16 protein-coding genes are annotated in these 19,916 nt (G+C 56.8%); 10 read left to right on the forward strand and 6 right to left on the reverse strand.

What is annotated here, in order from left to right; translation table 11 throughout:
* Nucleotides 1–807 precede the first annotated feature (807 nt).
* Nucleotides 808–1,290, reverse strand: a complete 483-nt coding sequence (locus tag CKQ53_RS11670; RefSeq protein ID WP_085652628.1) for an OsmC family protein — start codon at nt 1,288–1,290, stop codon at nt 808–810.
* 282 nt (nt 1,291–1,572) lie between these two features.
* Between CKQ53_RS11670 and CKQ53_RS11675 the strand changes: the two genes are divergently transcribed.
* Nucleotides 1,573–2,418 carry a GNAT family N-acetyltransferase gene (locus CKQ53_RS11675; protein WP_094118320.1) on the forward strand — a complete coding sequence of 282 codons (846 nt, stop codon included), beginning with the start codon at nt 1,573–1,575 and terminating at the stop codon, nt 2,416–2,418.
* A gap of 38 nt (nt 2,419–2,456) precedes the next feature.
* Here CKQ53_RS11675 and CKQ53_RS11680 read toward each other — a convergent pair whose 3' ends face one another.
* Together CKQ53_RS11680 and CKQ53_RS11685 are read right to left on the reverse strand one after the other, a co-directional pair.
* Complete coding sequence (locus CKQ53_RS11680; protein ID WP_085652626.1) at nt 2,457–3,206, reverse strand: CDP-diacylglycerol diphosphatase; 750 nt, start codon at nt 3,204–3,206, stop codon at nt 2,457–2,459.
* A gap of 554 nt (nt 3,207–3,760) precedes the next feature.
* Nucleotides 3,761–4,843: an iron-containing alcohol dehydrogenase family protein gene (locus CKQ53_RS11685; protein ID WP_094118330.1), complete on the reverse strand. Its 1,083-nt coding sequence runs from the start codon at nt 4,841–4,843 to the stop codon at nt 3,761–3,763.
* A gap of 402 nt (nt 4,844–5,245) precedes the next feature.
* On the opposite strand from CKQ53_RS11685, the gene CKQ53_RS11690 reads away from it, so the two are divergent.
* The 7 genes from CKQ53_RS11690 (at nt 5,246) to patD (ending at nt 13,528) form a co-directional block, all read left to right on the forward strand.
* Nucleotides 5,246–6,154, forward strand: coding sequence for a LysR substrate-binding domain-containing protein (locus CKQ53_RS11690; RefSeq protein ID WP_094118319.1), 909 nt, complete (start codon nt 5,246–5,248; stop codon nt 6,152–6,154).
* Between the two features lie 183 nt (nt 6,155–6,337).
* The gene (locus tag CKQ53_RS11695) at nt 6,338–7,801 is read left to right on the forward strand and encodes a gamma-aminobutyraldehyde dehydrogenase (protein WP_094118318.1); all 1,464 of its coding nucleotides are present in this window, start codon (nt 6,338–6,340) and stop codon (nt 7,799–7,801) included.
* A 176-nt stretch (nt 7,802–7,977) separates the two neighbouring features.
* Nucleotides 7,978–9,066, forward strand: coding sequence for a putative ABC transporter substrate-binding protein YdcS (gene ydcS, locus CKQ53_RS11700; RefSeq protein ID WP_420844233.1), 1,089 nt, complete (start codon nt 7,978–7,980; stop codon nt 9,064–9,066).
* A gap of 189 nt (nt 9,067–9,255) precedes the next feature.
* Nucleotides 9,256–10,287 carry an ABC transporter ATP-binding protein gene (locus CKQ53_RS11705; protein ID WP_094118316.1) on the forward strand — a complete coding sequence of 344 codons (1,032 nt, stop codon included), beginning with the start codon at nt 9,256–9,258 and terminating at the stop codon, nt 10,285–10,287.
* A gap of 31 nt (nt 10,288–10,318) precedes the next feature.
* A complete protein-coding gene (locus tag CKQ53_RS11710) occupies nt 10,319–11,236 on the forward strand; it encodes an ABC transporter permease (RefSeq protein ID WP_099045377.1) in 918 nt (305 codons plus the stop codon).
* Complete coding sequence (locus CKQ53_RS11715; RefSeq protein WP_085651957.1) at nt 11,226–12,032, forward strand: ABC transporter permease; 807 nt, start codon at nt 11,226–11,228, stop codon at nt 12,030–12,032. Before CKQ53_RS11710 ends, CKQ53_RS11715 begins: the two co-directional genes overlap by 11 nt.
* A gap of 71 nt (nt 12,033–12,103) precedes the next feature.
* Nucleotides 12,104–13,528, forward strand: a complete 1,425-nt coding sequence (gene patD / locus CKQ53_RS11720) for an aminobutyraldehyde dehydrogenase (RefSeq protein WP_085651962.1) — start codon at nt 12,104–12,106, stop codon at nt 13,526–13,528.
* A gap of 43 nt (nt 13,529–13,571) precedes the next feature.
* Here patD and CKQ53_RS11725 read toward each other — a convergent pair whose 3' ends face one another.
* The gene (locus CKQ53_RS11725) at nt 13,572–14,984 is read right to left on the reverse strand and encodes an MFS transporter (protein ID WP_085651956.1); all 1,413 of its coding nucleotides are present in this window, start codon (nt 14,982–14,984) and stop codon (nt 13,572–13,574) included.
* A 346-nt stretch (nt 14,985–15,330) separates the two neighbouring features.
* Between CKQ53_RS11725 and xapA the strand changes: the two genes are divergently transcribed.
* Together xapA and CKQ53_RS11735 are read left to right on the forward strand one after the other, a co-directional pair.
* On the forward strand, nt 15,331–16,158 hold the full coding sequence (gene xapA / locus CKQ53_RS11730) for a xanthosine phosphorylase (RefSeq protein ID WP_085651955.1): 828 nt from the start codon (nt 15,331–15,333) through the stop codon (nt 16,156–16,158).
* A 154-nt stretch (nt 16,159–16,312) separates the two neighbouring features.
* Entirely contained in the window at nt 16,313–17,539 is a 1,227-nt protein-coding gene (locus CKQ53_RS11735) for a nucleoside permease (protein ID WP_276330739.1), read from the forward strand.
* 429 nt (nt 17,540–17,968) lie between these two features.
* Here the strand turns inward: CKQ53_RS11735 and CKQ53_RS11740 are convergent, their stop codons facing one another.
* Nucleotides 17,969–18,865, reverse strand: coding sequence for a proline iminopeptidase-family hydrolase (locus CKQ53_RS11740; RefSeq protein ID WP_085651953.1), 897 nt, complete (start codon nt 18,863–18,865; stop codon nt 17,969–17,971).
* An 86-nt stretch (nt 18,866–18,951) separates the two neighbouring features.
* The gene (locus tag CKQ53_RS11745) at nt 18,952–19,707 is read right to left on the reverse strand and encodes a LuxR family transcriptional regulator (RefSeq protein WP_085651952.1); all 756 of its coding nucleotides are present in this window, start codon (nt 19,705–19,707) and stop codon (nt 18,952–18,954) included.
* Nucleotides 19,708–19,916: the final 209 nt, after the last annotated feature.

Genomic DNA, 19,916 nt, shown 5'->3' on the forward strand with positions numbered 1-19,916 from the left:
GGAGACTTTTTGGGGCAGGGAAATAACGCCTTATAGGAACCAAAGGGTTAAATAAATAGGTCACTATTCTGGGCAATAAAATAAATGAGAAGTGAGCGGTGGAATCGTTTACAAGAAAGGCGGTTTCGGGAGTTTTGTCGCTGGAGTAAAGAGAGGTGTGATGAAGTGATTGACGTCTAACTGTTTTTTTTCTGGGTGGCCACGTGAGATGTCTCTGATATATTTGGCCTTCATTCGGGGGCTCTGCCTGTCTGGGGTTACCTTTGCGCAAAATATATCACTGGGTGGGACTATATTTAGCATCCTGTATATCATATTTAAATAAGGGTAGCGCGCTACCATTCTTCTAGCCACGATATAACACTCCTTGTAGCGTTAGGCTTGGATATATTAAGGTTTTTTATTGATTCTTATGTCAGAAAATACGTCATCACATAATGATTTAATTCTCGTGATAATATCCGTTTTTATTAAAAAGGGGAAGTTATGGCCGGTAAGATAAAATAAGTCTGTTAAGTGAAATGGCTTGCCATGAGTGAGCATTAGCGGGTTGCGTCTTGCATGCGCTGTTGATTTATTGAGGGGGTCATATGCGCCAAGTCCATCTGATGGAAGTACGTCAGTTTGATTTCGACTGTCTTCGAAGATGTTTTAGACGCTAACAATACTGAAGCCTCAGTGCCGGGGTCCATGCGGGCAAAATGCCGCTTCGCTAAGGTGAGTGTGGAACCGTGTGTGAGCGCCGTCCCCCCGGAGGGAGGGACTCGACGGCTGCTCAGGAGGAGTGGCGATAGATATGGCGTAGGCTTATGCAGCGGATGGCGTGATGACCGGTTCGCAGCGCACCTCGAAATTGACCGAACGGGCGATGAAACACATTTCGTGAGCCTGATGGTGCAATTCACGTGCTGTTTGCAGATTTGATTCTGCCGTCACGATCAGCCGTGGCCGCAGCGTGACCGACAGAAATTGTCCCGCGCCATTTTGCTCCTCGACCATAACGCCCTCAGCGGCGTCCTCGTACTCCAGCACACTCACGCCTGCCCCGGCGCAAAGGCCCAGATACCACAGCTTATGACAGGCGGAAAGGGAGGCCAACAGCAGCTCCTCCGGATTCCACCGCGTCTCGTCGCCGCGAAAGCTGGGATCTGACGAGCCCGCGAGGGTGGAGGCTTTACCCTGGGCGCTGATTTCATGGCTGCGGCTATAGCCGCGATAGCTTTCGGTTCCGCTGCCCTGATTTCCCGTCCAACGTACGTTTACCCGGTAAGTATGCTGTTTTTCGGCCATGATATTCCCCATTGGTTTGATATGAACGCGATTGCAGGCAGCGGCACCCACTGATAGGCGCGATAGAACTCACGTTATGTCAGTCTTGGTAGGCTTGGCAAGCAGTGGCTGGCCGCGATTGAGCCGGAGTGTGAGAGCATTGCGTTGGAAAGGGGCTTCAGATAGGTTCGCACAATAAGGTCTCGGCGCGCGCAGGGCGAAAGTCGCGGGGTCGAAGCGGGTTTGACTCGTTAACGTTATGCATGGCACCGCGGACGTTAACAGAACAAGAGGGGAAAGGTGATGGGGATCATATTGCGTCCGATGACGCAGGCCGACTGCCTGGCTGGTTATCGGCTTGCCCAGCAGTTGAACTGGCCGCATCGGGTGGAGGATTGGCAGGAGGCGTTGCGACTGGGCGATGGGACGGTTGCCGAGTGCGAGGGGCAGATAGTGGGCACGGCGCTGAGCTGGCGCTGGGGAGCCGAGTGGGCCACGCTAGGTTTGGTTGTGGTCGATGCGGAATTTCAGGGGCAGGGCATAGGTCGTCGCCTCTTGGAACAGCGAGTCGCGGCGTTGGGCGAGCGACAGCTCAGGCTGCATGCCACCGTCGCCGGGCTTCCGCTGTATCAGTCGTTGGGCTTCACGGCGGTCGGCGAAACTCAGCAGTTTCAGACCGCCTGTCTGACGGCTGTTCCGCGCGTGGAAGATAAAGCTGGGCAGCGGCTTCGTCTTGCGCGCGAAGAGGATCTCCCCGACTTAACGGAACAGGACTGGCAGGCCAACGGTCTGGTGCGTTCGGCGCTGGTGTCCGATCTGTTTCGCCATGCGGAACTCTGGGTGTTGGAAGAAGGCGAGCGCATCGTCGGTTGGGGCGCGAGTCGTCGTTTCGGCCGCGGCTGGACGATCGGTCCGGTCATCGCCCACGGCGTGCCGGAGGCGCAGCGGATCATCGCGCGGCTCATGCAGGCCAGAGTAAACGATTTTGTGCGTATTGATACGCATGCGTCGCAGGGACTGGGGGAATGGTTATCCCGGTGCGGTCTGATGCAGGTGGATGCGCCGGTAGTCATGGTGCGCGGCGAACCGTGGAGAAACGCCCTCGAAGGGCCTCGCGCGTTTGCGCTTATGTCGCAGGCGATGGCCTGATAAAACAAGCGGGACCCATCAACCGGTCCCGCTATCGATTAACGCGCCAGCGTACACTGAGTATCGATCAACTCCGAGGTTGAGCCACGGTTGAAGCCGAAGCGGACGCCTCGGTTAGCTAGCAGCAGTTTTTCGCCATCGGGGGTGACGGTGAGTGCCAGTCCATAGTTGTCAATGCTGTCGCCTTGACGCTGCACATAGGCAGAGAGCTCTTTGAACGGGTCATCTCGCGTCAGATCCTGCGAAGTCAGCTTTTTCGCCAGATAGCGATGTCCACGCAGTTCTTCGCCCAACGGCTGCCAGTCGGTCGTTAAGGTATTTCCCTGTTCGCGCAGCGTTTGGTAAGCCTCGGGGCGCAGGCAAGAGATGTGGATGTGCAGTTGATCTTGCGTGCGCGCATAGCGTGAGTTGACGGCTAGCACCAGAATGTCGTCCGGCAGCGTTTTGCCTGCTTCGTTGGACAGATGCTTACGCGCCTCCCAGGCCGCGGCGAAAAAGGCGGGGACCTGATGCTCTTGCAACACGGGGCTTTCGATTCCCGAGATTCTCTCGGTTGGGATCAGCAGGTCGTGATGAGGCCCGTTTCTGTCTTTGATAAGCGCGGACTGGGTATGGCTATCAACCGCAAGACAAGGCGCGGGAGAGCCTTGCTGCTGACTGGGAACGCACTTTTCCGTGACCGTATTCCACAGCGCATCGCTGCTGTCTCTGAACAGGAAGAACCCGACCAGCACCAGTACAACGATGACGGCAGCTGTCGCATACCTTATCTTCTGTTTCCTCTGCATGTATTACGCCTCCTGCATAATTGAACGATGGGTTCCGGATGAAAACCAGGTTGTATCCCATCCTCGTCGCCGAGAGTGATAACGGTTACATGGTGGATAGAACCTGATTCTGAACCGAAATTTTACACCTTGTCGGGTCCGGAACCACAGATAATATAGCGGAGTTACACGGCGAAAACATGAGTATCCGGCGTCAGCGTCAGGATAAGTGGAGGCAGCCGGGCATTCATGCACACCGTTTTCAGAGTGCGACACGGACGAAACGCCTGCGTTAGCGTTGCTCAAATACCCGATGATTCGGCCTGCATGTCGGTGGCCCCGCCTCTGAACGTTAGCCCGTGCTCAACCGGTCGGATCAATTAGGAGATAGATGTGCGTCGGTTAAGATCTGACGTGGCGGAGGGATGGAGGCGCGATGCTTTTATTAATGTGGTCACTCCCACCGAGTTCAACGCTGTTTCTGTCCTGTGGACAGGCGCCTTTTCGGTTCGTCGAGGACGCGGCAGGGCCGCGGCGACGGTCTGGCGCCACGGCCGAGAGTAAGAAAAGCACCGTCAGGCAGCGACGGCCGCCAGATGCTCTGTTTCCCACAGCGCTTTCAGGATAGTGTCGCTGTCCACCGCGAAAGGTAGAAGCGCGGCGGAGCGGATACGGACATGGCGCGCGATACGTTCGACCTGATCCGGTTTGTCCGCCAATCCTAACTGGGTCAGCGTTAGCGGACTGCCGAAGCGCGACAGCAGCGCGAGCAGCGGCTGCCGTTCCTCTTCCCGCTCGGTATTTAACAGCGCCTGTACCGCCAGCCCGAAGCCGACCTTCTCGCCATGCAGCCAGTGATGAAGTCCAGGCAGACGGGTCATGCTGTTATGAATGGCATGCGCGACGCCGACGCGCGCCACGTTGTCCTTCATGCTATTGGCCAAGCCCGCCAGCGCGATATTGGCGTCGATGACCTGCCGCAGCGCGGGCGTGACGCGGTGATCTTCACTATCCGTCACCGCCTGAGCGCCGTGACGCTTGAAGGTTTCCAGCGCCAGACCTGCGGCCTGCGCCTTCAACACCAGCGCCAGCGAGGTCGTTTCCACTTGTAGATAGGGTTGGAATTCATACCATTTGGCAAGCGCATCCACGATCCCGGCTTTGAGATAGCGCGCCGGGCTGTGCGCAATCACCTCGCTATCGACCAGGACCCAGACGGGGAGCCGTTTCAACGGCAGGGGAGCGACATGTGCGCCGCGTCCGTCATAGATCACGCTAATCGGCGACCACGCGGCGCAGGTGGCGGCGATAGTCGGCACGGCGATCACCGGCAACTGTCCGAGGAGATCGCCTACAGCCTTGGCGCAGTCCAGCGCCCGACCGCCGCCGACGCCCAAAATCAGTTCGGCGTCCCAGGTTCTGGCCGCCGTCGCCAGTTGATCTATGGCCTGATGCGTACACGGGCCTTGCTGGAAGACGACGTCGTACAGGATATCGTGTTGATGAAGACTGGATTCGATAGCCTGGGACGTCGCCTGCCAAGCCCGGGGGCTGGTGATAATCAGAATGCGTGAGGCCAGCGGTTCGATAAAGTCGCCCACTTCGCCGATCAGTCCGTCGCGGTTGAGGTAGGTTTGCGGTGCCTGGATAGCAATCATAAGCAGAGTCTCGCGGGCGGTCATAGAGATAGCTCCCTTATAACAATGCCGACGCGCGAATCAAAAGCACGAATCTGGCAATGCATTACTTCAAAAAGACATAACACTCGGGTGAGGAAGTCACTGCGACAGCCGCCGTGGCGATGAGAAAAACCAAGCGCCGTTTTTCGCAGTGTTACGCCGTTTTCGCCACATATCAGCCGTGCAAACGTGAGCCGAACGTCGTGTTTGAAACAGGGCGGTAGATCGAACCGACCGTAGACAACCGGTTAAATCACGGATTCATGGCTGATGATGAAACGATGGCGGCAAAGGCATTCATAAAATGACGGTGCTTTCGATAAAACGAATGGCGTGATATCTATTGACCATTGACTCACTTTGAAGAGGCGCCTGACGGCTATGTTAACGCTACGTCAAATCCGGCACTTTATTGCGGTTGCCGAGACCGGTTCCATTTCCGCCGCCGCACAAACCGCCTTCGTTTCTCAGTCATCGCTCACGCTGGCCATTCAACAATTGGAAACCGAGACCGGCGTGCGCTTATTTGAACGTCACGCCAAAGGCATGACGCTGACCCATCAGGGACATCAGTTTTTACGTCAGTCCTATCTGATTTTGGCGACGGTGGAAAATGCGACCCGCAGCCTGAGAACCGGGACTGAAAGCATTACCGGCTCCCTGACGGTGGGCGTGACGAGCCTGGTGGCGGGCTACTTTCTCGTCGACCTGCTCAAACATTTCAAAGACGCCTATCCCAATGTGGTGGTGCAGGTGGTGGAGGATGAGCGCAGATACATCGAACATCTGTTGGTGAGCGGCGAGATCGACATCGGCGTATTAATCCTCTCCAACCTGGAAGATCGCGATGCCTTACAGACCGAAGTGCTGTGTCATTCGCCGTACCGTCTTTGGTTGCCGCCGCTTCATCCGCTCCTGGAACGCGAGAGCATCAGTCTGGCCGATGTGGTGACGGAGCCGCTGGTTCAGCTCAACGTGGATGAGATGGATATTCACGCCCGGCGTATCTGGAGCAAAGCCAACCTGACGCCGGACATTGCCATGAAGACCACCTCGACCGAAGCCGTACGGAGTCTCGTCGCCGCCGGGATGGGGCTGTCTATCCTTCCTGACATGACTTATCGCGCTTGGTCGCTTGAGGGAAATATGATTGAAGCGAGCAAATTGACCGATCCTATCGAGCCATTAGAAATCGGTATGGCCTGGCGTCGGGGCAGTACACGGCCCAAACTGGTTTCCCCCTTCCTCAGCGTCGCCCGCGAAAACAGCGGGCTGCGCAAGAGTTCGTAATCCAGCCTGCATGGAAATAAAACAGCATTCGATTTATTCGAATGCTGCCTTCAATATTTAATAGTGGTTGATGCCCGTCGACTTTCCCTATTGTGTTTTCAACGCACTATCACACCTCTCGTTGGCGTTGGTTTTATGTGGATATCCCCCTCCGGGGCGCGACAGTAGAAACAGGGAAACGCGATGTCGGATGAGGATTTTATCGCCCGCTTTTCCAGCAGGCATTTGATTGATGGGCAGTTGATTGACGGCGATGGCACATTGCAGGACATCGTTAATCCTGCCAATGGAGAAGTCGTCGCCAGGATGAGGGAAACCTCCGCCACGCAGGTCGCCGAGGCGGTAGACGCAGCTCAGCGAGCCTTCCCCGCGTGGGCCAGAACCACGCCGTCGCAACGCGCTATTGTGCTGTTGCGGATCGCAGATGCGATAGAACGCGAGGCTGCGTCGCTGGCGCAGCTGGAAGCCATTAACTGCGGCAAGCCGCTGTATCAGGCGCTCAATGACGATCTTCCCGCCGCCGCCGATGTCTTTCGCTTTTTCGCCGGCGCGGTGCGCTGCCAGCAAGGGCAGTTAGCGGGAGAGTATCTGGACGGACATACGTCCATGATCCGCCGGGACCCCCTCGGCGTCGTCGCCTCCATCGCGCCGTGGAATTACCCGTTGATGATGGCGGCCTGGAAAATCGCGCCGGCGCTGGCGGCGGGCAACACCGTCGTATTCAAGCCTTCCGAGCACACGCCGCTGACCATACTGGCGCTGGCGCCCACCTTGAATACGCTACTGCCGCCGGGCGTGCTGAATATTATCACCGGCCGCGGCGAGAGCGCGGGCAGCGCGCTGGTCAATCATCCGCGGGTGCGTATGGTGTCCGTGACCGGAGATCTTGTGACCGGTCAGCGAATTTTGAACGCCGCCGTCAGCAACGTGAAGCGCACCCATTTGGAGCTGGGGGGCAAAGCCCCGGTGATCGTCTGCAACGATGCGGATATCGATGATGCCGTCGAGGCGATCGCCACCTGGGGCTACTACAACGCGGGGCAGGACTGCACCTCCGCCTGTCGGGTGTATGCGCAGTCGGGCATTTATGCACAGCTGGTTGACGCGTTAGGCGGTGCGGTGTCCCGACTGCGGATGGCGCAGCCGCGAGACGAAGACAACCATTTGGGACCGCTGATCAGCGCCCGCCAGCGCGACCGGGTTTCCAGCTTCGTCGAACGCGCGCTGAGTCAGCCGCACATCGAGCGCATTACGGGCGCAGGCCGGTGGGATGGCCCCGGTTTTTACTACCCGCCGACGCTGTTGGCCGGTTGCCTGCAAAGCGACGAAATCGTGCAGCGTGAGGTTTTCGGCCCGGTGGTCAGCGTCACCCGTTTCACGTCGCTGGAGCAGGTGGTCCAGTGGTCAAACGAGTCGGAGTATGGGCTGGCGTCGTCGGTCTGGACGCAAAATATCGATACCGCCATGCAGGTGGCGGCCAGTTTGCAATACGGGACGACGTGGATTAACAGTCATTTTTCGCTGATTAGCGAAATGCCGCACGGGGGATTAAAGCGTTCCGGCTATGGCAATGATTTATCCAGTTATTCATTACAAAATTACAGCGTGGTTCGGCACATCATGGCCAAATTCAAACGACAATTTTAAGACCGCGCTCGAACAATAGTATTTTTTTATTATAAAAAGGCAGACACAGATAATAAAAAACGTGTGGCGTTATTGTGCCGCAAATAAGCCAATCTTGACGGGGAATCAGTATGGAAAAATATCATGCCAGGATGTCATTATCCGCTATTTGCCTGAGTGTCTTGTGTGGTTTGAATATGGCTCACGCGACCGCGCCGCAATTATCCGCTCAAGGGGAAGGTCGTCTCGATATTGTGGCCTGGCCCGGTTATATCGAGCGGGGCCAAAGCGATAAAAACTACGATTGGGTCACGCAGTTCGAACAGGAAACCCGTTGCCAGGTCAACGTCAAAACCGCCGCGACCTCGGACGAAATGGTCAGCCTGATGGCGAAGGGCGGCTACGATCTGGTGACAGCCTCCGGCGACGCCTCGCTGCGACTGATCTATGGCAAGCGTGTTCAACCGATTGACACTGTCGCCATTCCCAACTGGAAAAATCTCGATCCGCGGCTGATCAACGCACCGTGGTACACGGTCGGCGGCCAAATCTACGGCACCCCGTATCAGTGGGGGCCTAACCTCCTGATGTACAACACGACGGTGTTCCCGACGCCGCCGGAAAGCTGGTCTGTGGTGTTCACTGCGCAGACATTGCCGGACGGCAAGACCAATCAGGGACGGGTGCAGGCTTACGACGGACCGATCTACATCGCCGATGCCGCGCTGTACCTGAAAAACACGCAGCCGGAGTTGGGGATTACCGACCCATATCAACTGACGGAACCCCAGTATCAGGCGGCGCTGACGCTGTTACGCAGCCAGCATGCGCTGATTCATCGCTATTGGCATGACACCTCTGTGCAGATGAGCGACTTCAAAAATGAAGGCATCGCGGCTTCCAGCGCCTGGCCGTATCAGGCGAATGCGCTCAAAACCGAAGGTCAGCCGATTGCCACCGTGTTGCCTAAAGAGGGCGTCACCGGCTGGGCGGACACCACCATGCTGGCGTCGGATGCCAAACATCCGGTCTGCGCCTACAAATGGATGAACTGGTCGTTGCAGCCCAAAGTGCAGGGTGATATCGCCGCCTGGTTCGGCTCAGTACCGGCGGTGCCGGCCGCCTGTAAAGGCAATGCGCTGTTGGGGGCTGAAGGGTGTGAGAATAATGGCGCGACGCAGTTCGATAAAATCGCATTCTGGAAAACGCCGCAGTCCGAAGGCGGAAAATATGTCCCCTATAGCCGCTGGACGCAAGATTATATTGCCATTATGGGCGGGCGTTGAATAAAACGAGGGATAAAAAAATAAAACGAGGCTTTCAATCGACGAAACAGAATTCATTATTTCGCGGTTGATGATTTAACCGTTCAGGCTTTTTATTCCAATGGGTCCCGTTATTTTTGCCGTTTTTTGTTTTATTTTTCCGATGGATTTTAAGGCTCACGATAAAAACCCATCCACTAGGAGTTGATTATGTCCAACGCTGTGGAATTTATTAATGTTTCCCGACTCTTTGGGGATGTCCGCGCTGTGGATCGCGTCTCCATCGACATCAAAGACGGCGAGTTTTTTTCCATGCTCGGTCCGTCCGGGTCAGGAAAAACCACCTGTCTGAGACTGATCGCCGGTTTCGAACAGCTCTCCTCGGGGTCCATCCGGATTCACGGGCGCGAAGCCAGCGGACTGCCGCCTTATCAGCGTGATGTGAACACCGTTTTTCAGGATTATGCGCTGTTTCCACATATGACCGTGTTGGACAACGTGGCCTATGGGCTGCGTGTGAAGGGCGTCGGAAAAAATGAACGCCGCGTCCGGGCGCAGGAGGCGCTGGAGCGGGTGGCGCTCGGCTTTGTCGCGGCGCGTAAACCGGCGCAGCTGTCCGGCGGGCAGCGGCAGCGCGTGGCGCTGGCTCGCGCGTTAGTCAATCAGCCCAGCGTGTTGCTGCTCGATGAACCGCTCGGCGCGCTGGATCTCAAACTGCGCGAACAAATGCAGGGCGAACTCAAAACGCTCCAGCGGCGGCTCGGGATCACCTTCATCTTCGTGACGCACGATCAGAGCGAAGCCTTGTCGATGTCCGACCGGGTGGCGGTCTTCAATAACGGCCGCATCGAGCAGGTGGATACGCCCCGTGAGCTGTACATGAACCCTAAGACGCCGTTTGTGGCGGAGTTTGTCGGCACGTCCAACGTGCTGTCGTCAGAGCAGGCGCTGAGGCTGACCGGAGCGGCAGGATGTTTCGCTGTTCGTCCAGAACACATTCGCCTGGCGTCCTCCGCGCCGGACGATATCGCCGGGGATATTCGCGTTGCCGCCCAGATTAAGGATATCCACTATCAGGGCGCGGCGACCCGCTACGAGCTGGTGCTGAAAACGGGCGAGCGTCTGCTGGCGAGCGAAACCAACCATCAGCGCATCGCTGTCCAGCCCCCCTGGACCATCGGCCAGCCATTGACCGCCTGTTGGGCGCGTAGCGCAATGGTCGCGCTGCAGGAGGTAGGGTGAGATGACGACCGCAGCCATTCTGGCTCCCGCCATGCCCCGGAGCTCATGTCATCGACTGTTCGACTTCTTCTATCGTCGGCCGGGCTTTTATCTGGCGCTGCTGCTGGCGCCACCGCTGTTGTGGTTCGGCGCGGTTTATCTGGGATCGTTACTGACGCTGCTATGGCAGGGTTTTTATACCTTTGACGATTTCACGATGACGGTATCGCCGACGCTGACGCTGGCGAACATCGCGGCGCTGTTCAGCCCGACGAATTACGACATTATCGCGCGCACGGTAGTGATGGCGGTGTGCGTCACGCTGTTCAGCGCCGTGCTGGCGTTCCCGATCGCGTATTACATGGCGCGTTACACCCGTGGCAAGCAGAAAGCCTTTTTTTATGTCGCGGTGATGATGCCGATGTGGGCCAGCTACATCGTCAAAGCCTATGCCTGGACGCTGCTGTTGTCGCGGGATGGGGTCATTCAGTGGTTTCTGCGCCACCTCGGGCTGGAAGGGGGCTTGCACAGCCTGCTGTTGCTGCCGGGCATCGGCGGAAACACGCTGTCGACCTCCGGACTGGGGCGCTTTCTGGTGTTCGTCTATATCTGGCTGCCGTTCATGATCCTGCCGATACAGGCGGCGCTGGAACGCCTGCCGGTATCGCTCATTCAAGCCTCGGAAGATTTAGGCGCTCAGCCGCAGCAGACCTTCCGTTATGTCATCTTGCCGCTGGCGGTGCCGGGCATTGCCGCGGGTTCCATCTTCACCTTTTCACTCACGTTGGGCGACTTTATCGTGCCGCAGCTGGTGGGACCGCCGGGCTATTTCATCGGCAACATGGTCTATTCCCAGCAGGGAGCCATCGGCAATCTGCCTATGGCGGCGGCGTTCACGTTGGTGCCGATTGTCTTGATTGCCATCTATCTCTCCCTGGTAAAACGATTGGGGGCCTTCGATGCACTCTAAACGCGCGCCGCTACCGCTCCGGCTAGCGGCCTGGGGCGGACTGCTGTTTCTGCATATTCCGCTGCTGATCATCGCCGTTTACGCGTTCAATACCGAAGAGGCCGCGTTCAGCTTCCCGCCGAAAGGCTTCACGCTGCGTTGGTTCCAGTTGGCGGCGGAGCGACGGGATATTTTCGAATCCATTAGCCTGTCGCTACAGATCGCCTGTTTCTCCACGCTGATTGCGCTGGTGCTGGGCACCCTGGCCGCCGCCGCGCTTTATCGGCGGGACTTCTTCGGTAAGAACAGCATCACGCTGATGTTGATGCTGCCGCTGGCGTTGCCGGGCATTATCACCGGACTGGCGCTGCTGGCCGCTTTCCACGCGGCGGACATCGAGCCCGGCATGATGACGATCGTGATCGGCCACGCCACGTTTTGTATCGTGATTGTGTTCAACAATGCCATCGCTCGGTTCCGGCGTATCTCTCACTCGCTGATTGAGGCGTCGATGGATCTGGGCGCCGACGGTTGGCAGACTTTTCGCTACGTGATTCTCCCCAATCTGGCGACGGCGCTGCTGGCTGGCGGGATGCTGGCCTTCGCGCTGTCGTTCGACGAAATCATCGTCACGACGTTCACCGCCGGGCATGAGCGCACTTTGCCCATCTGGCTATTGAACCAGCTGGGGCGACCGCGCGATGTGCCGGTCACCAACGTGGTGGCGCTATGCCTGATGATATTGACCATGATCCCGATCCTCGGGGCTTGGTATCTCACAAAAGAAACAACGGATGTGTCCGGCGACGGCAAATAGCCCGCAGGCCGCTGAAAATGAACGTCATGGCGTGCGTGCTGTGATGCGAAACAATGACTGAGGACCCAATGATGCAGACAAACATGGTGATCAACGGACGTTTAGTCGCGGGTGAAGGCAATACGCTGCCTGTCTATAATCCGGCGACCGGAGAGGAAATCGCGCACATCGCTCAGGCATCCCCTGCGCAGGTTGCGTTGGCGGTGGAGAGTGCCGATCGGGCTTTTGCTTCCTGGGGACAGACCACGCCGAAAACGCGTGCGGAATGCCTGCTGAAGATAGCGGACTGTATTGAACAGAACGCGGAGACGTTCTCTCGTCTGGAATCGCTTAACTGCGGCAAGCCATATCATGCCGTGCTGAACGATGAGATCCCGGCGGTAGCGGACGTCTTCCGCTTCTTCGCGGGCGCCTGTCGCTGTATGAGCGGAATGGCCAGTGGGGAGTATCTGGAGGAGCACACGTCGATGATCCGCCGCGATCCGCTGGGCGTCGTCGCCTCGATTGCACCCTGGAACTATCCGTTGATGATGGCGGCCTGGAAGCTAGGCCCCGCGCTGGCGGCAGGCAACTGCGTCGTCATCAAACCCTCGGAGCAGACGCCGCTGACGACGCTGAAACTGGCTGAACTGGCGGTCGGTCTTCTGCCCGACGGGGTGATAAACGTGGTGTTCGGCGACGGGCCTACCGTCGGCGATGTCCTGACGGGCCATGAGAAGGTGCGCATGGTGTCGCTGACCGGCTCGATTCCGACCGGACAGCACATCATTCGCCATACGTCGTCCTCGGTAAAACGTACGCATATGGAACTGGGCGGCAAAGCCCCGGTGATCGTCTTTGACGACGCCGATATACCGGCGGCGGTCGAAGCGATCCGCAACTTCGGTTTCTATAACGCCGGGCAGGACTGCACTGCCGCCTGTCGCGTCTATGCCCAGAAAGGCATCTATGATCGATTGGTGGCGGCGTTGGGCGAGGCGATTGCCACTCTCAACATAGGGTCGCCGGAGGATGAAACCACCGAATTGGGTCCGCTGATCACCGCTGCGCATCGCGACCGCGTTGCCGGGTTCGTCGAACGGGCGAAGGCGCTGCCGCATATTTCAGTGGTGACCGGCGGCGCGAAAGTCGAAGGGCCGGGCTACTATTTCCAGCCGACGCTGCTGGCCGGGGCGATGCAGGACGACGAAATCGTCCAGAAAGAGGTGTTCGGGCCGGTGGTCAGCGTGACGGAGTTTGACGACGAGGCTGAGGTGCTGGCATGGGCCAATAGCTCAACGTATGGGCTGGCGTCCTCCGTCTGGACGCAGGATCTTGGCCGGGCGCATCGTCTGAGCGCGCGACTGCAGTATGGTTGCACCTGGGTGAATACGCATTTCATGCTGGTCAGCGAAATGCCGCACGGAGGTCAGAAACAATCCGGTTACGGCAAGGACATGTCGATGTACGGGTTGGAGGATTACACGATCGTACGTCACATCATGATTAAACACTGATGCAAAGGCGGGCGCCTCAACCGAGGACGCCCGCCAATATTTTTTAGATGTTATCCAGATTAATGCCGCGCGTTTTCGGTCCCCAGACTCCCACCGACAGCATCACCATCAACATACTGAATACGATGAAGATCACGACGCTGACGCTTCCCACATGCTGCAATAACAGGCCGATCAGGATGCTGGTGAAGGCGGTGGACAGGCGGCTGAACGAGTAGCAAAAACCGACCGCCCGGGCGCGAATGCGCGTCGGGAAAATCTCGGCCTGATAAGCGTGATAGCCAATCGTCAGCCAGGCATTGGAGTAGGTGACGAGGAAGCCGCAGGCGATGAGCAGCAGCGGGTGCGTCTGCTGGGTGAACAGCAGACCGAAGACCACGGTCATCAGACACGAGCCGACGATCTGCCACTTATGCTCGAAGCGGCCGACATACAGGCTGCACAACAGGCAGCCGATTGGATACGCCAGCGTGATGAAAAAAGCGTAGAACAAGCTCTGGGTGATCCCTGCGCCCTGTCCGGACAGCAGCGACGGCAGCCAGTTGCCAAAACCAAAGAACCCAATGGATTGGAAGAAATTCATGGCGACCAACATCAGCGTACGCTGGCGATATTCCGGAGCCCAGATATCGCGGAATCTAGCGCGTGGTGCGGCTTCCTGCGACGCATTCTCCGTAGGCATATACTGGCTCTGCGCAGTCATGCCGCACCGTCGCTCCATATCGCACAACACCTGATGGGCCTCGTCATGACGGCCTTGCTGCGCCAGCCAACGGGCGGACTCGGGTAGATTTTTGCGCAGCACCCAGATCAATACTGAACAGGCCGCGCCCGCGATGACTACCCAGCGCCAGCCGCCGATCCCGAAAAAGGTGTGAGGCACCAGCCACCAGGACATCAGCGCCACCGTCGGCACCGAAAGAAATTGAATGAAGAAGGCAAAGGCAAAGGCCTTGCTACGCAGAGACGTCGGCATCCATTCGCTGAGATAGGCGTCGATGGTCACCAGTTCTATGCCCAGCCCGATACCGACCAGAAAGCGGCACAGAATGACGCCTTCTGCGGTGCTCTGCATCGCCATCACGAAAGACAGCGCGCCGTACCAGGCCAGCGCGTACATGAAGGTCATTTTGCGGCCCAGCCTGTCGGCCCACGGCGCCAGGAGGCTGGCGCCGACGAACAGGCCCAAAAACGTCGCCGACGCGAAGCTGGCCTGATCGGTGATATGGAACAGGCCCTCTTTGCCTACATGAAAAATATGCTCGGCGACCAGTCCGCTGCTGATGTACGCCGTCTGAAAGAGATCGTACAGCTCGAAAAATCCCCCGAGCGAGAGCAAGGCGATAAAACGCCAAAGCCCGGCGGTGGAAGGCAGCCGGTTAATCCGGGCGGTAAGATCGAGACTGGCGTGATTGCCAGCGGTAGCTTCGTCCAATGAAGTGCTGGGGGACTGCATGTTGTGTCATCCTTATCACGATAAATGCGTTGTGTGGGGGGAACTTCACGCCGCGGCGAGTATCGCCGTGAGCGTCCAACGCGCATCCCGACGAGGCGGGAAACGTCGTTGGCAGACGGTGGAACCTCATAGGGTGGCGCGCTGTCGCCCGCCAGTCCTGTGCGAAAGTTGGTAAACCGTCTCTCCGTATATTAATAAGCTTTTGCTATTAGTGTCCGTAGAAAAAGCTCTTAATATGAAAATCTCTTTTCGTCGTTAAGCCAAACGGCCTGCCTATAGGGACGGGCGCGATTGGGTTTTCGACATCAGGCCCGATCCCGCGGCCTTTCCCAGACAAGGAACTGCTATGTTCAACCCCGAAGATGCCATCACCTGCGCGACCCTTATTCGTCAAAAACTCCCTGATTTTCAGCCGGAAGCGGCGCTGATCCTTGGCTCCGGGCTCGGCGAACTGGCCGACTCCATGACCGACATCACCGAATTCGACTATGCCGAACTGCCGGGATTTCCGGTCAGCCGCGTGGAAGGCCATGCGGGCAAGCTGGTGGCGGGCTATCTGGAAGGCGTCCCGGCGCTGTGCATGAAGGGCCGAGGTCATTACTACGAAGGCCGGGGAATGACGGTGATGACGACCGCAGTGCGGACGTTTCGGCTATTGGGCTGCGAGTTTCTACTGGTGACCAGCGCGGCGGGATCGCTGCGTCAGTCGGTCGCCCCCGGTCGGCTAGTGGCGCTGACCGACCATATCAACTTTATGCCGGAATCGCCGTTGGTCGGAGAGAATGACGAGCGTTTCGGACCGCGTTTCTTTAGCCTCGCCAATGCCTATGACAGCGAGCTGCGAGGCGATCTGCACAAGGTGGCCACCCATCTGGGTATCGATCTTGCCGAGGGCGTGTTTGCCGGGTACACCGGCCCCAATTTCGAAACTCCGGCGGAAATTCGCATGATGAAGCTGGTGGGATGCGACGTGGTGGGGATGTCGGTCGTGCCCGAGGTATTGGCCGCGCGCCACTGCGGACTAAAAGTTCTCGCGGTGTCCGCAATGACAAACTATGCCGAGGGGATGTCCGATACGGTGCTGTCGCACGAGCAGACGTTACGGTGTGCGGCGCTGGCTTCCGGAGATTTCATGCGGCTGATCCGCGAATTTTTCAAAACGCGCGCCGCCTGAGGCCGGCGCAGCGCCCGCATTGATAGACACGTGTAGTCTGACGATAGGGCGGGTCACCTCATCATCTTGTCGGGTAATCAACGCGAACGCTGACAGGGAAATAGGAAAAGTCATCATGTCGAACGTATTTTCAATCTCGCTGCGTCTAAAGACGATGTTCTTTTTGCAGTACTTTATTTGGGGTTGTTGGTTGGTCACATTGGGCTCTTACATGATCAACACGCTGCACTTTACCGGCGTGCAGGTCGGAATGGCCTATAGCGCTAAAGGGCTGGCCTCATTGGTCGTCCCCGGTTTGGCGGGGATTATCGCCGACCGTTGGATCCGGGCTAATCGCCTTTATGGACTGTGCCATTTACTAGGCGCGATCGCGCTTTACCTCGCGGCGCAGGCGACGGACCCCATGATGATGTTCTGGGTCATGCTGCTGAATGCCGTCGCCTATATGCCCAGCATGTCGCTGTCCAACAGTATCGCGTATTTCGCGTTGGAACAGCACGGGCTGGACCGGGTGAAGGATTTTCCTTCTGCCCGCGTCTACGGCACGGTCGGGTTCATTCTGGCGATGTGGACGGTCAGCTTTGGGCAGATTGAACTGAGCAATAATCAGCTTTATCTGGCTTCAAGCGCCTCGCTACTGTTGGCGTTGTACTCCCTGACATTGCCGCGATGCTCGCTGTATCGCGAAGGCGGTAGCACCCGTCTGTTCAACGCGCTGGGGCTGGGGGCCTTGTCCCTGTTCAAAACGCCGCGTATGGCGGTGTTCTTCATTTTCGCCATGTTATTGGGCGCCGCATTGCAGGTTTCCAATACCTTCAGCAACCCGTTTCTCCACGACTTCGCGCGTAATCCGCTCTATCAGTCGAGTCTGGCGGCGACTTATCCGTCAGTGCTGTTATCGCTCTCGCAGATTTCGGAAGTGTTTTTCATTCTCACCATTCCGTTTTTTCTGCGCCGCTACGGCATCAAACGCGTCATGCTCATTAGCATGTTCGCCTGGACGCTGCGCTTTCTGTTTTTCGCCTACGGCGACCCGCTTGGCATGGGGTTCTTGCTGCTGGTGCTCTCGATGATTATTTACGGCTGCGCGTTCGACTTTTTCAATATCTCCGGCGCGATCTTTGTGGATACGGAGGTCGACTCTCGTTTCAGAGCCAGCGCGCAGGGCATGTTCATGAGTATGGTGAATGGACTGGGCGCTTATCTTGGGGCGCTGGCCAGCGGAGGGGTAGTGGATCTGTTCACGACGGCCGGCGTCAAGGATTGGCAGGCGATTTGGCTGACATTTTCAGGTTATACGCTGGTGCTGGGGTGCGTTTTTGCCGTCGCGTTTCGGTATCGCCACCAAAGCCGCCAGACCGTTTCAGGGTCAGCGACCTAATGTAACGCCCGACTGAATGCCGAATCGACGTGGATATCTCGTGCCGCGCCGGGGCGGCCCTGCCGGCGAGTCGGTCGGGCAAAGGGAATCCAGGTGGGTTCTTGGGCGTTGGCAAGATGCGCGAATACCCTGCCGTCTTAGCGACAGTCGCAGGGTAAAAATAAACCGGGCGTGTGATTGGAAATAGAGGAATGAAAATATAAACAAGGCCGCGCCATTCCCTGGCGGTCTTGCGAGGAACGAATGAGGAACCAGTCTCTTGTCCTAACTGACGAGCTTAGGCAACAGGCGGTTACCTCTGGGCTGAGTGGTAAAGCCCGGCGCTTTAATAGCGCTCTAAAAAAGAAACGCGCCGGCCGTTTTTAGCCGGCGCGTTTTACAATCGCGACTAAAATGTCGCTTTCCCTGGTATTGGTCTTTCTTCTTATGTTATCGAATCTTTCTTTGCAGAAAATCACCGACGGTTTTCATGCATTCTTCGCGCTCTTCGACATGCGGCATATGGCTGGAGTGTTCAAAAATAACCCACTCAACATCAGCAATACCGTCTGCAAAAGGTTGGATCGTTTCTGGTGAAGCCTCGTCGTAACGTCCTGAAATCAAAAGGGTAGGGACGTTGATGGCTTTGACGCGATCGATGATGCTCCAGTTTTTCATGCTGCCGATGACATGGAACTCTGTCGGTCCATTCATTGCGTGATAAACCGTGGGGTCTTCATCGATATAATCAAAGGTGCGTTTCACCTCAGCGGGCCACGGGTCCAGACGGCAGACGTGACGCTGATAGAACACCTGTGATGCTTCGCGATAGGCTTCGCTATCCACCGTCCCTGCCTCTTCGTGCTCAAGCAAAGTCGCTTGAACCGCTTCTGGCAATTCGGCGCGCAGCTTCGCCGCGGCCTGCAGCCATGACGGAATCGACGCCGGAGAGTTGGCGATAACGATAGCTTTCAAACCGGTTGGACATCTTACGGCATGTTCTGAAATCAAAATGCCGCCCCAGGACTGACCGAGCAGTGCATAGTCGTCCTGAATGTTAAGATGTTTTAACAGGTTATCCAGCTCATCAAGAAACAACGAGATTTGCCAGAAATCGGCCGGTTTTTCCCGTAGGTGCGTCGAACGGCCATTACCTAACTGATCGTAATGAACCACAGGACGACCTGTGTTGGCGATATCTTTAAATGAATCAACGTAATCGTGGGTGCAGCCGGGACCGCCGTGGACAACGACCAACGGTGTCATACCATTATGTAAATCACCGCTGATTCGATACCAGGTTTGATACTGGAGAAAAGGGGCAAAGCCTTCGCTGACAGTGTTCATAAATGACGGTCACTCTTATGTCTGTTAAGTCTGGCTTAAGAGTAAGGCGCGTCAGCGAAAGCGGAAAGCTAGTAAAATAGATAGTTTTAGCTATCGAGGAGGTGGTAGTACATGGCGCGAACGACAGCCTGCACACGATTATTCGCCCCCAGCTTTTTGGTGGCGTTGTTCAAATGCAGCGTGACGGTTGCGACGGAACGGTTCAGTTTACGGGCGATCTCTTTCGCCGTCAGACCTTCCGCAGACCATGTCAGACACTCACGCTCGCGTTTGGTCAGATGGACGTATTGGCAGGTCATGAGATCTTCGCTGAACAGGGGGAACGCCGATTCCTGGAAACGATGAGCAATAAACGTCAGATCTGATAATGTACTGCTGATATCCTGTTCTTCGTGCGAGCTGTTAAGAATAGCCGTTACGGTGGCGAAGCCTCCGCGAGGCAGGTGCAGGGGGACCGTCGCGCCGCAGGGCATCCCATTTTCCTGCATGTAATGCGTAACGCACTGATGCTCTTCGCCAATGCGTGAGCGAAGCGGCGTCCGTTCAGGGCGTTGATATGACCACACAAATGGCGCGCAGGTTTCCAGAGCATGATGTTGAACAACATCCATCTGAAAAAAACCATTTTCGAACCACTGCAGTGGCATGTCTTCCGGCACGTTATTAACACGCAACAGAGAAGGGTTGATCAGTTTCCCTTCCATTGTCCGGGGAACCGGAGCGTAGTCATAAATCACCCGGTCGAATCCCAGGTGTAACGTTTGCGCGAACATGTGATCAAAAGCTTCGTCCAGTGAAGTGGCTGAACGTGTCAACGAGGTAAGCTGAGTAGTCTTATCCATGATTACCCTCCGGAAAATGTAGCCCGTTAAAAAGAGGACGATGGTCGGTACAGATGCCAGAGCGCATGTTCGGCCTCAACCCGGTCAATAACCAAGCGTAACCTAGCATTTTTGCTAAGGCAAAACTAGCATTTTTGCTAACTATTCACGACCGGTATGATTGGGTAGATTCCCGCCTGTCAGGGCCTTTTGTGATTTATTGTGTTTTT

The sequence above is a fragment of the Lonsdalea britannica genome (assembly GCF_003515985.1).
Lineage (GTDB): Bacteria > Pseudomonadota > Gammaproteobacteria > Enterobacterales > Enterobacteriaceae > Lonsdalea > Lonsdalea britannica.

Coding starts and splice junctions, on each gene's coding strand:
- patD (WP_085651962.1), top strand. CDS start 12,104: ATGCAGACAAACATGGTGATCAACGGACGTTTAGTCGCGGGTGAAGGC.
- CKQ53_RS11710 (WP_099045377.1), top strand. CDS start 10,319: ATGCCCCGGAGCTCATGTCATCGACTGTTCGACTTCTTCTATCGTCGG.
- CKQ53_RS11695 (WP_094118318.1), top strand. CDS start 6,338: ATGTCGGATGAGGATTTTATCGCCCGCTTTTCCAGCAGGCATTTGATT.
- CKQ53_RS11690 (WP_094118319.1), top strand. CDS start 5,246: ATGTTAACGCTACGTCAAATCCGGCACTTTATTGCGGTTGCCGAGACC.
- CKQ53_RS11685 (WP_094118330.1), bottom strand. CDS start 4,843: ATGATTGCTATCCAGGCACCGCAAACCTACCTCAACCGCGACGGACTG.
- CKQ53_RS11705 (WP_094118316.1), top strand. CDS start 9,256: ATGTCCAACGCTGTGGAATTTATTAATGTTTCCCGACTCTTTGGGGAT.
- xapA (WP_085651955.1), top strand. CDS start 15,331: ATGTTCAACCCCGAAGATGCCATCACCTGCGCGACCCTTATTCGTCAA.
- CKQ53_RS11675 (WP_094118320.1), top strand. CDS start 1,573: ATGGGGATCATATTGCGTCCGATGACGCAGGCCGACTGCCTGGCTGGT.
- CKQ53_RS11680 (WP_085652626.1), bottom strand. CDS start 3,206: ATGCAGAGGAAACAGAAGATAAGGTATGCGACAGCTGCCGTCATCGTT.
- CKQ53_RS11670 (WP_085652628.1), bottom strand. CDS start 1,290: ATGGCCGAAAAACAGCATACTTACCGGGTAAACGTACGTTGGACGGGA.
- CKQ53_RS11740 (WP_085651953.1), bottom strand. CDS start 18,865: ATGAACACTGTCAGCGAAGGCTTTGCCCCTTTTCTCCAGTATCAAACC.
- CKQ53_RS11745 (WP_085651952.1), bottom strand. CDS start 19,707: ATGGATAAGACTACTCAGCTTACCTCGTTGACACGTTCAGCCACTTCA.
- CKQ53_RS11715 (WP_085651957.1), top strand. CDS start 11,226: ATGCACTCTAAACGCGCGCCGCTACCGCTCCGGCTAGCGGCCTGGGGC.
- CKQ53_RS11735 (WP_276330739.1), top strand. CDS start 16,313: ATGTTCTTTTTGCAGTACTTTATTTGGGGTTGTTGGTTGGTCACATTG.
- ydcS (WP_420844233.1), top strand. CDS start 7,978: ATGGCTCACGCGACCGCGCCGCAATTATCCGCTCAAGGGGAAGGTCGT.
- CKQ53_RS11725 (WP_085651956.1), bottom strand. CDS start 14,984: ATGCAGTCCCCCAGCACTTCATTGGACGAAGCTACCGCTGGCAATCAC.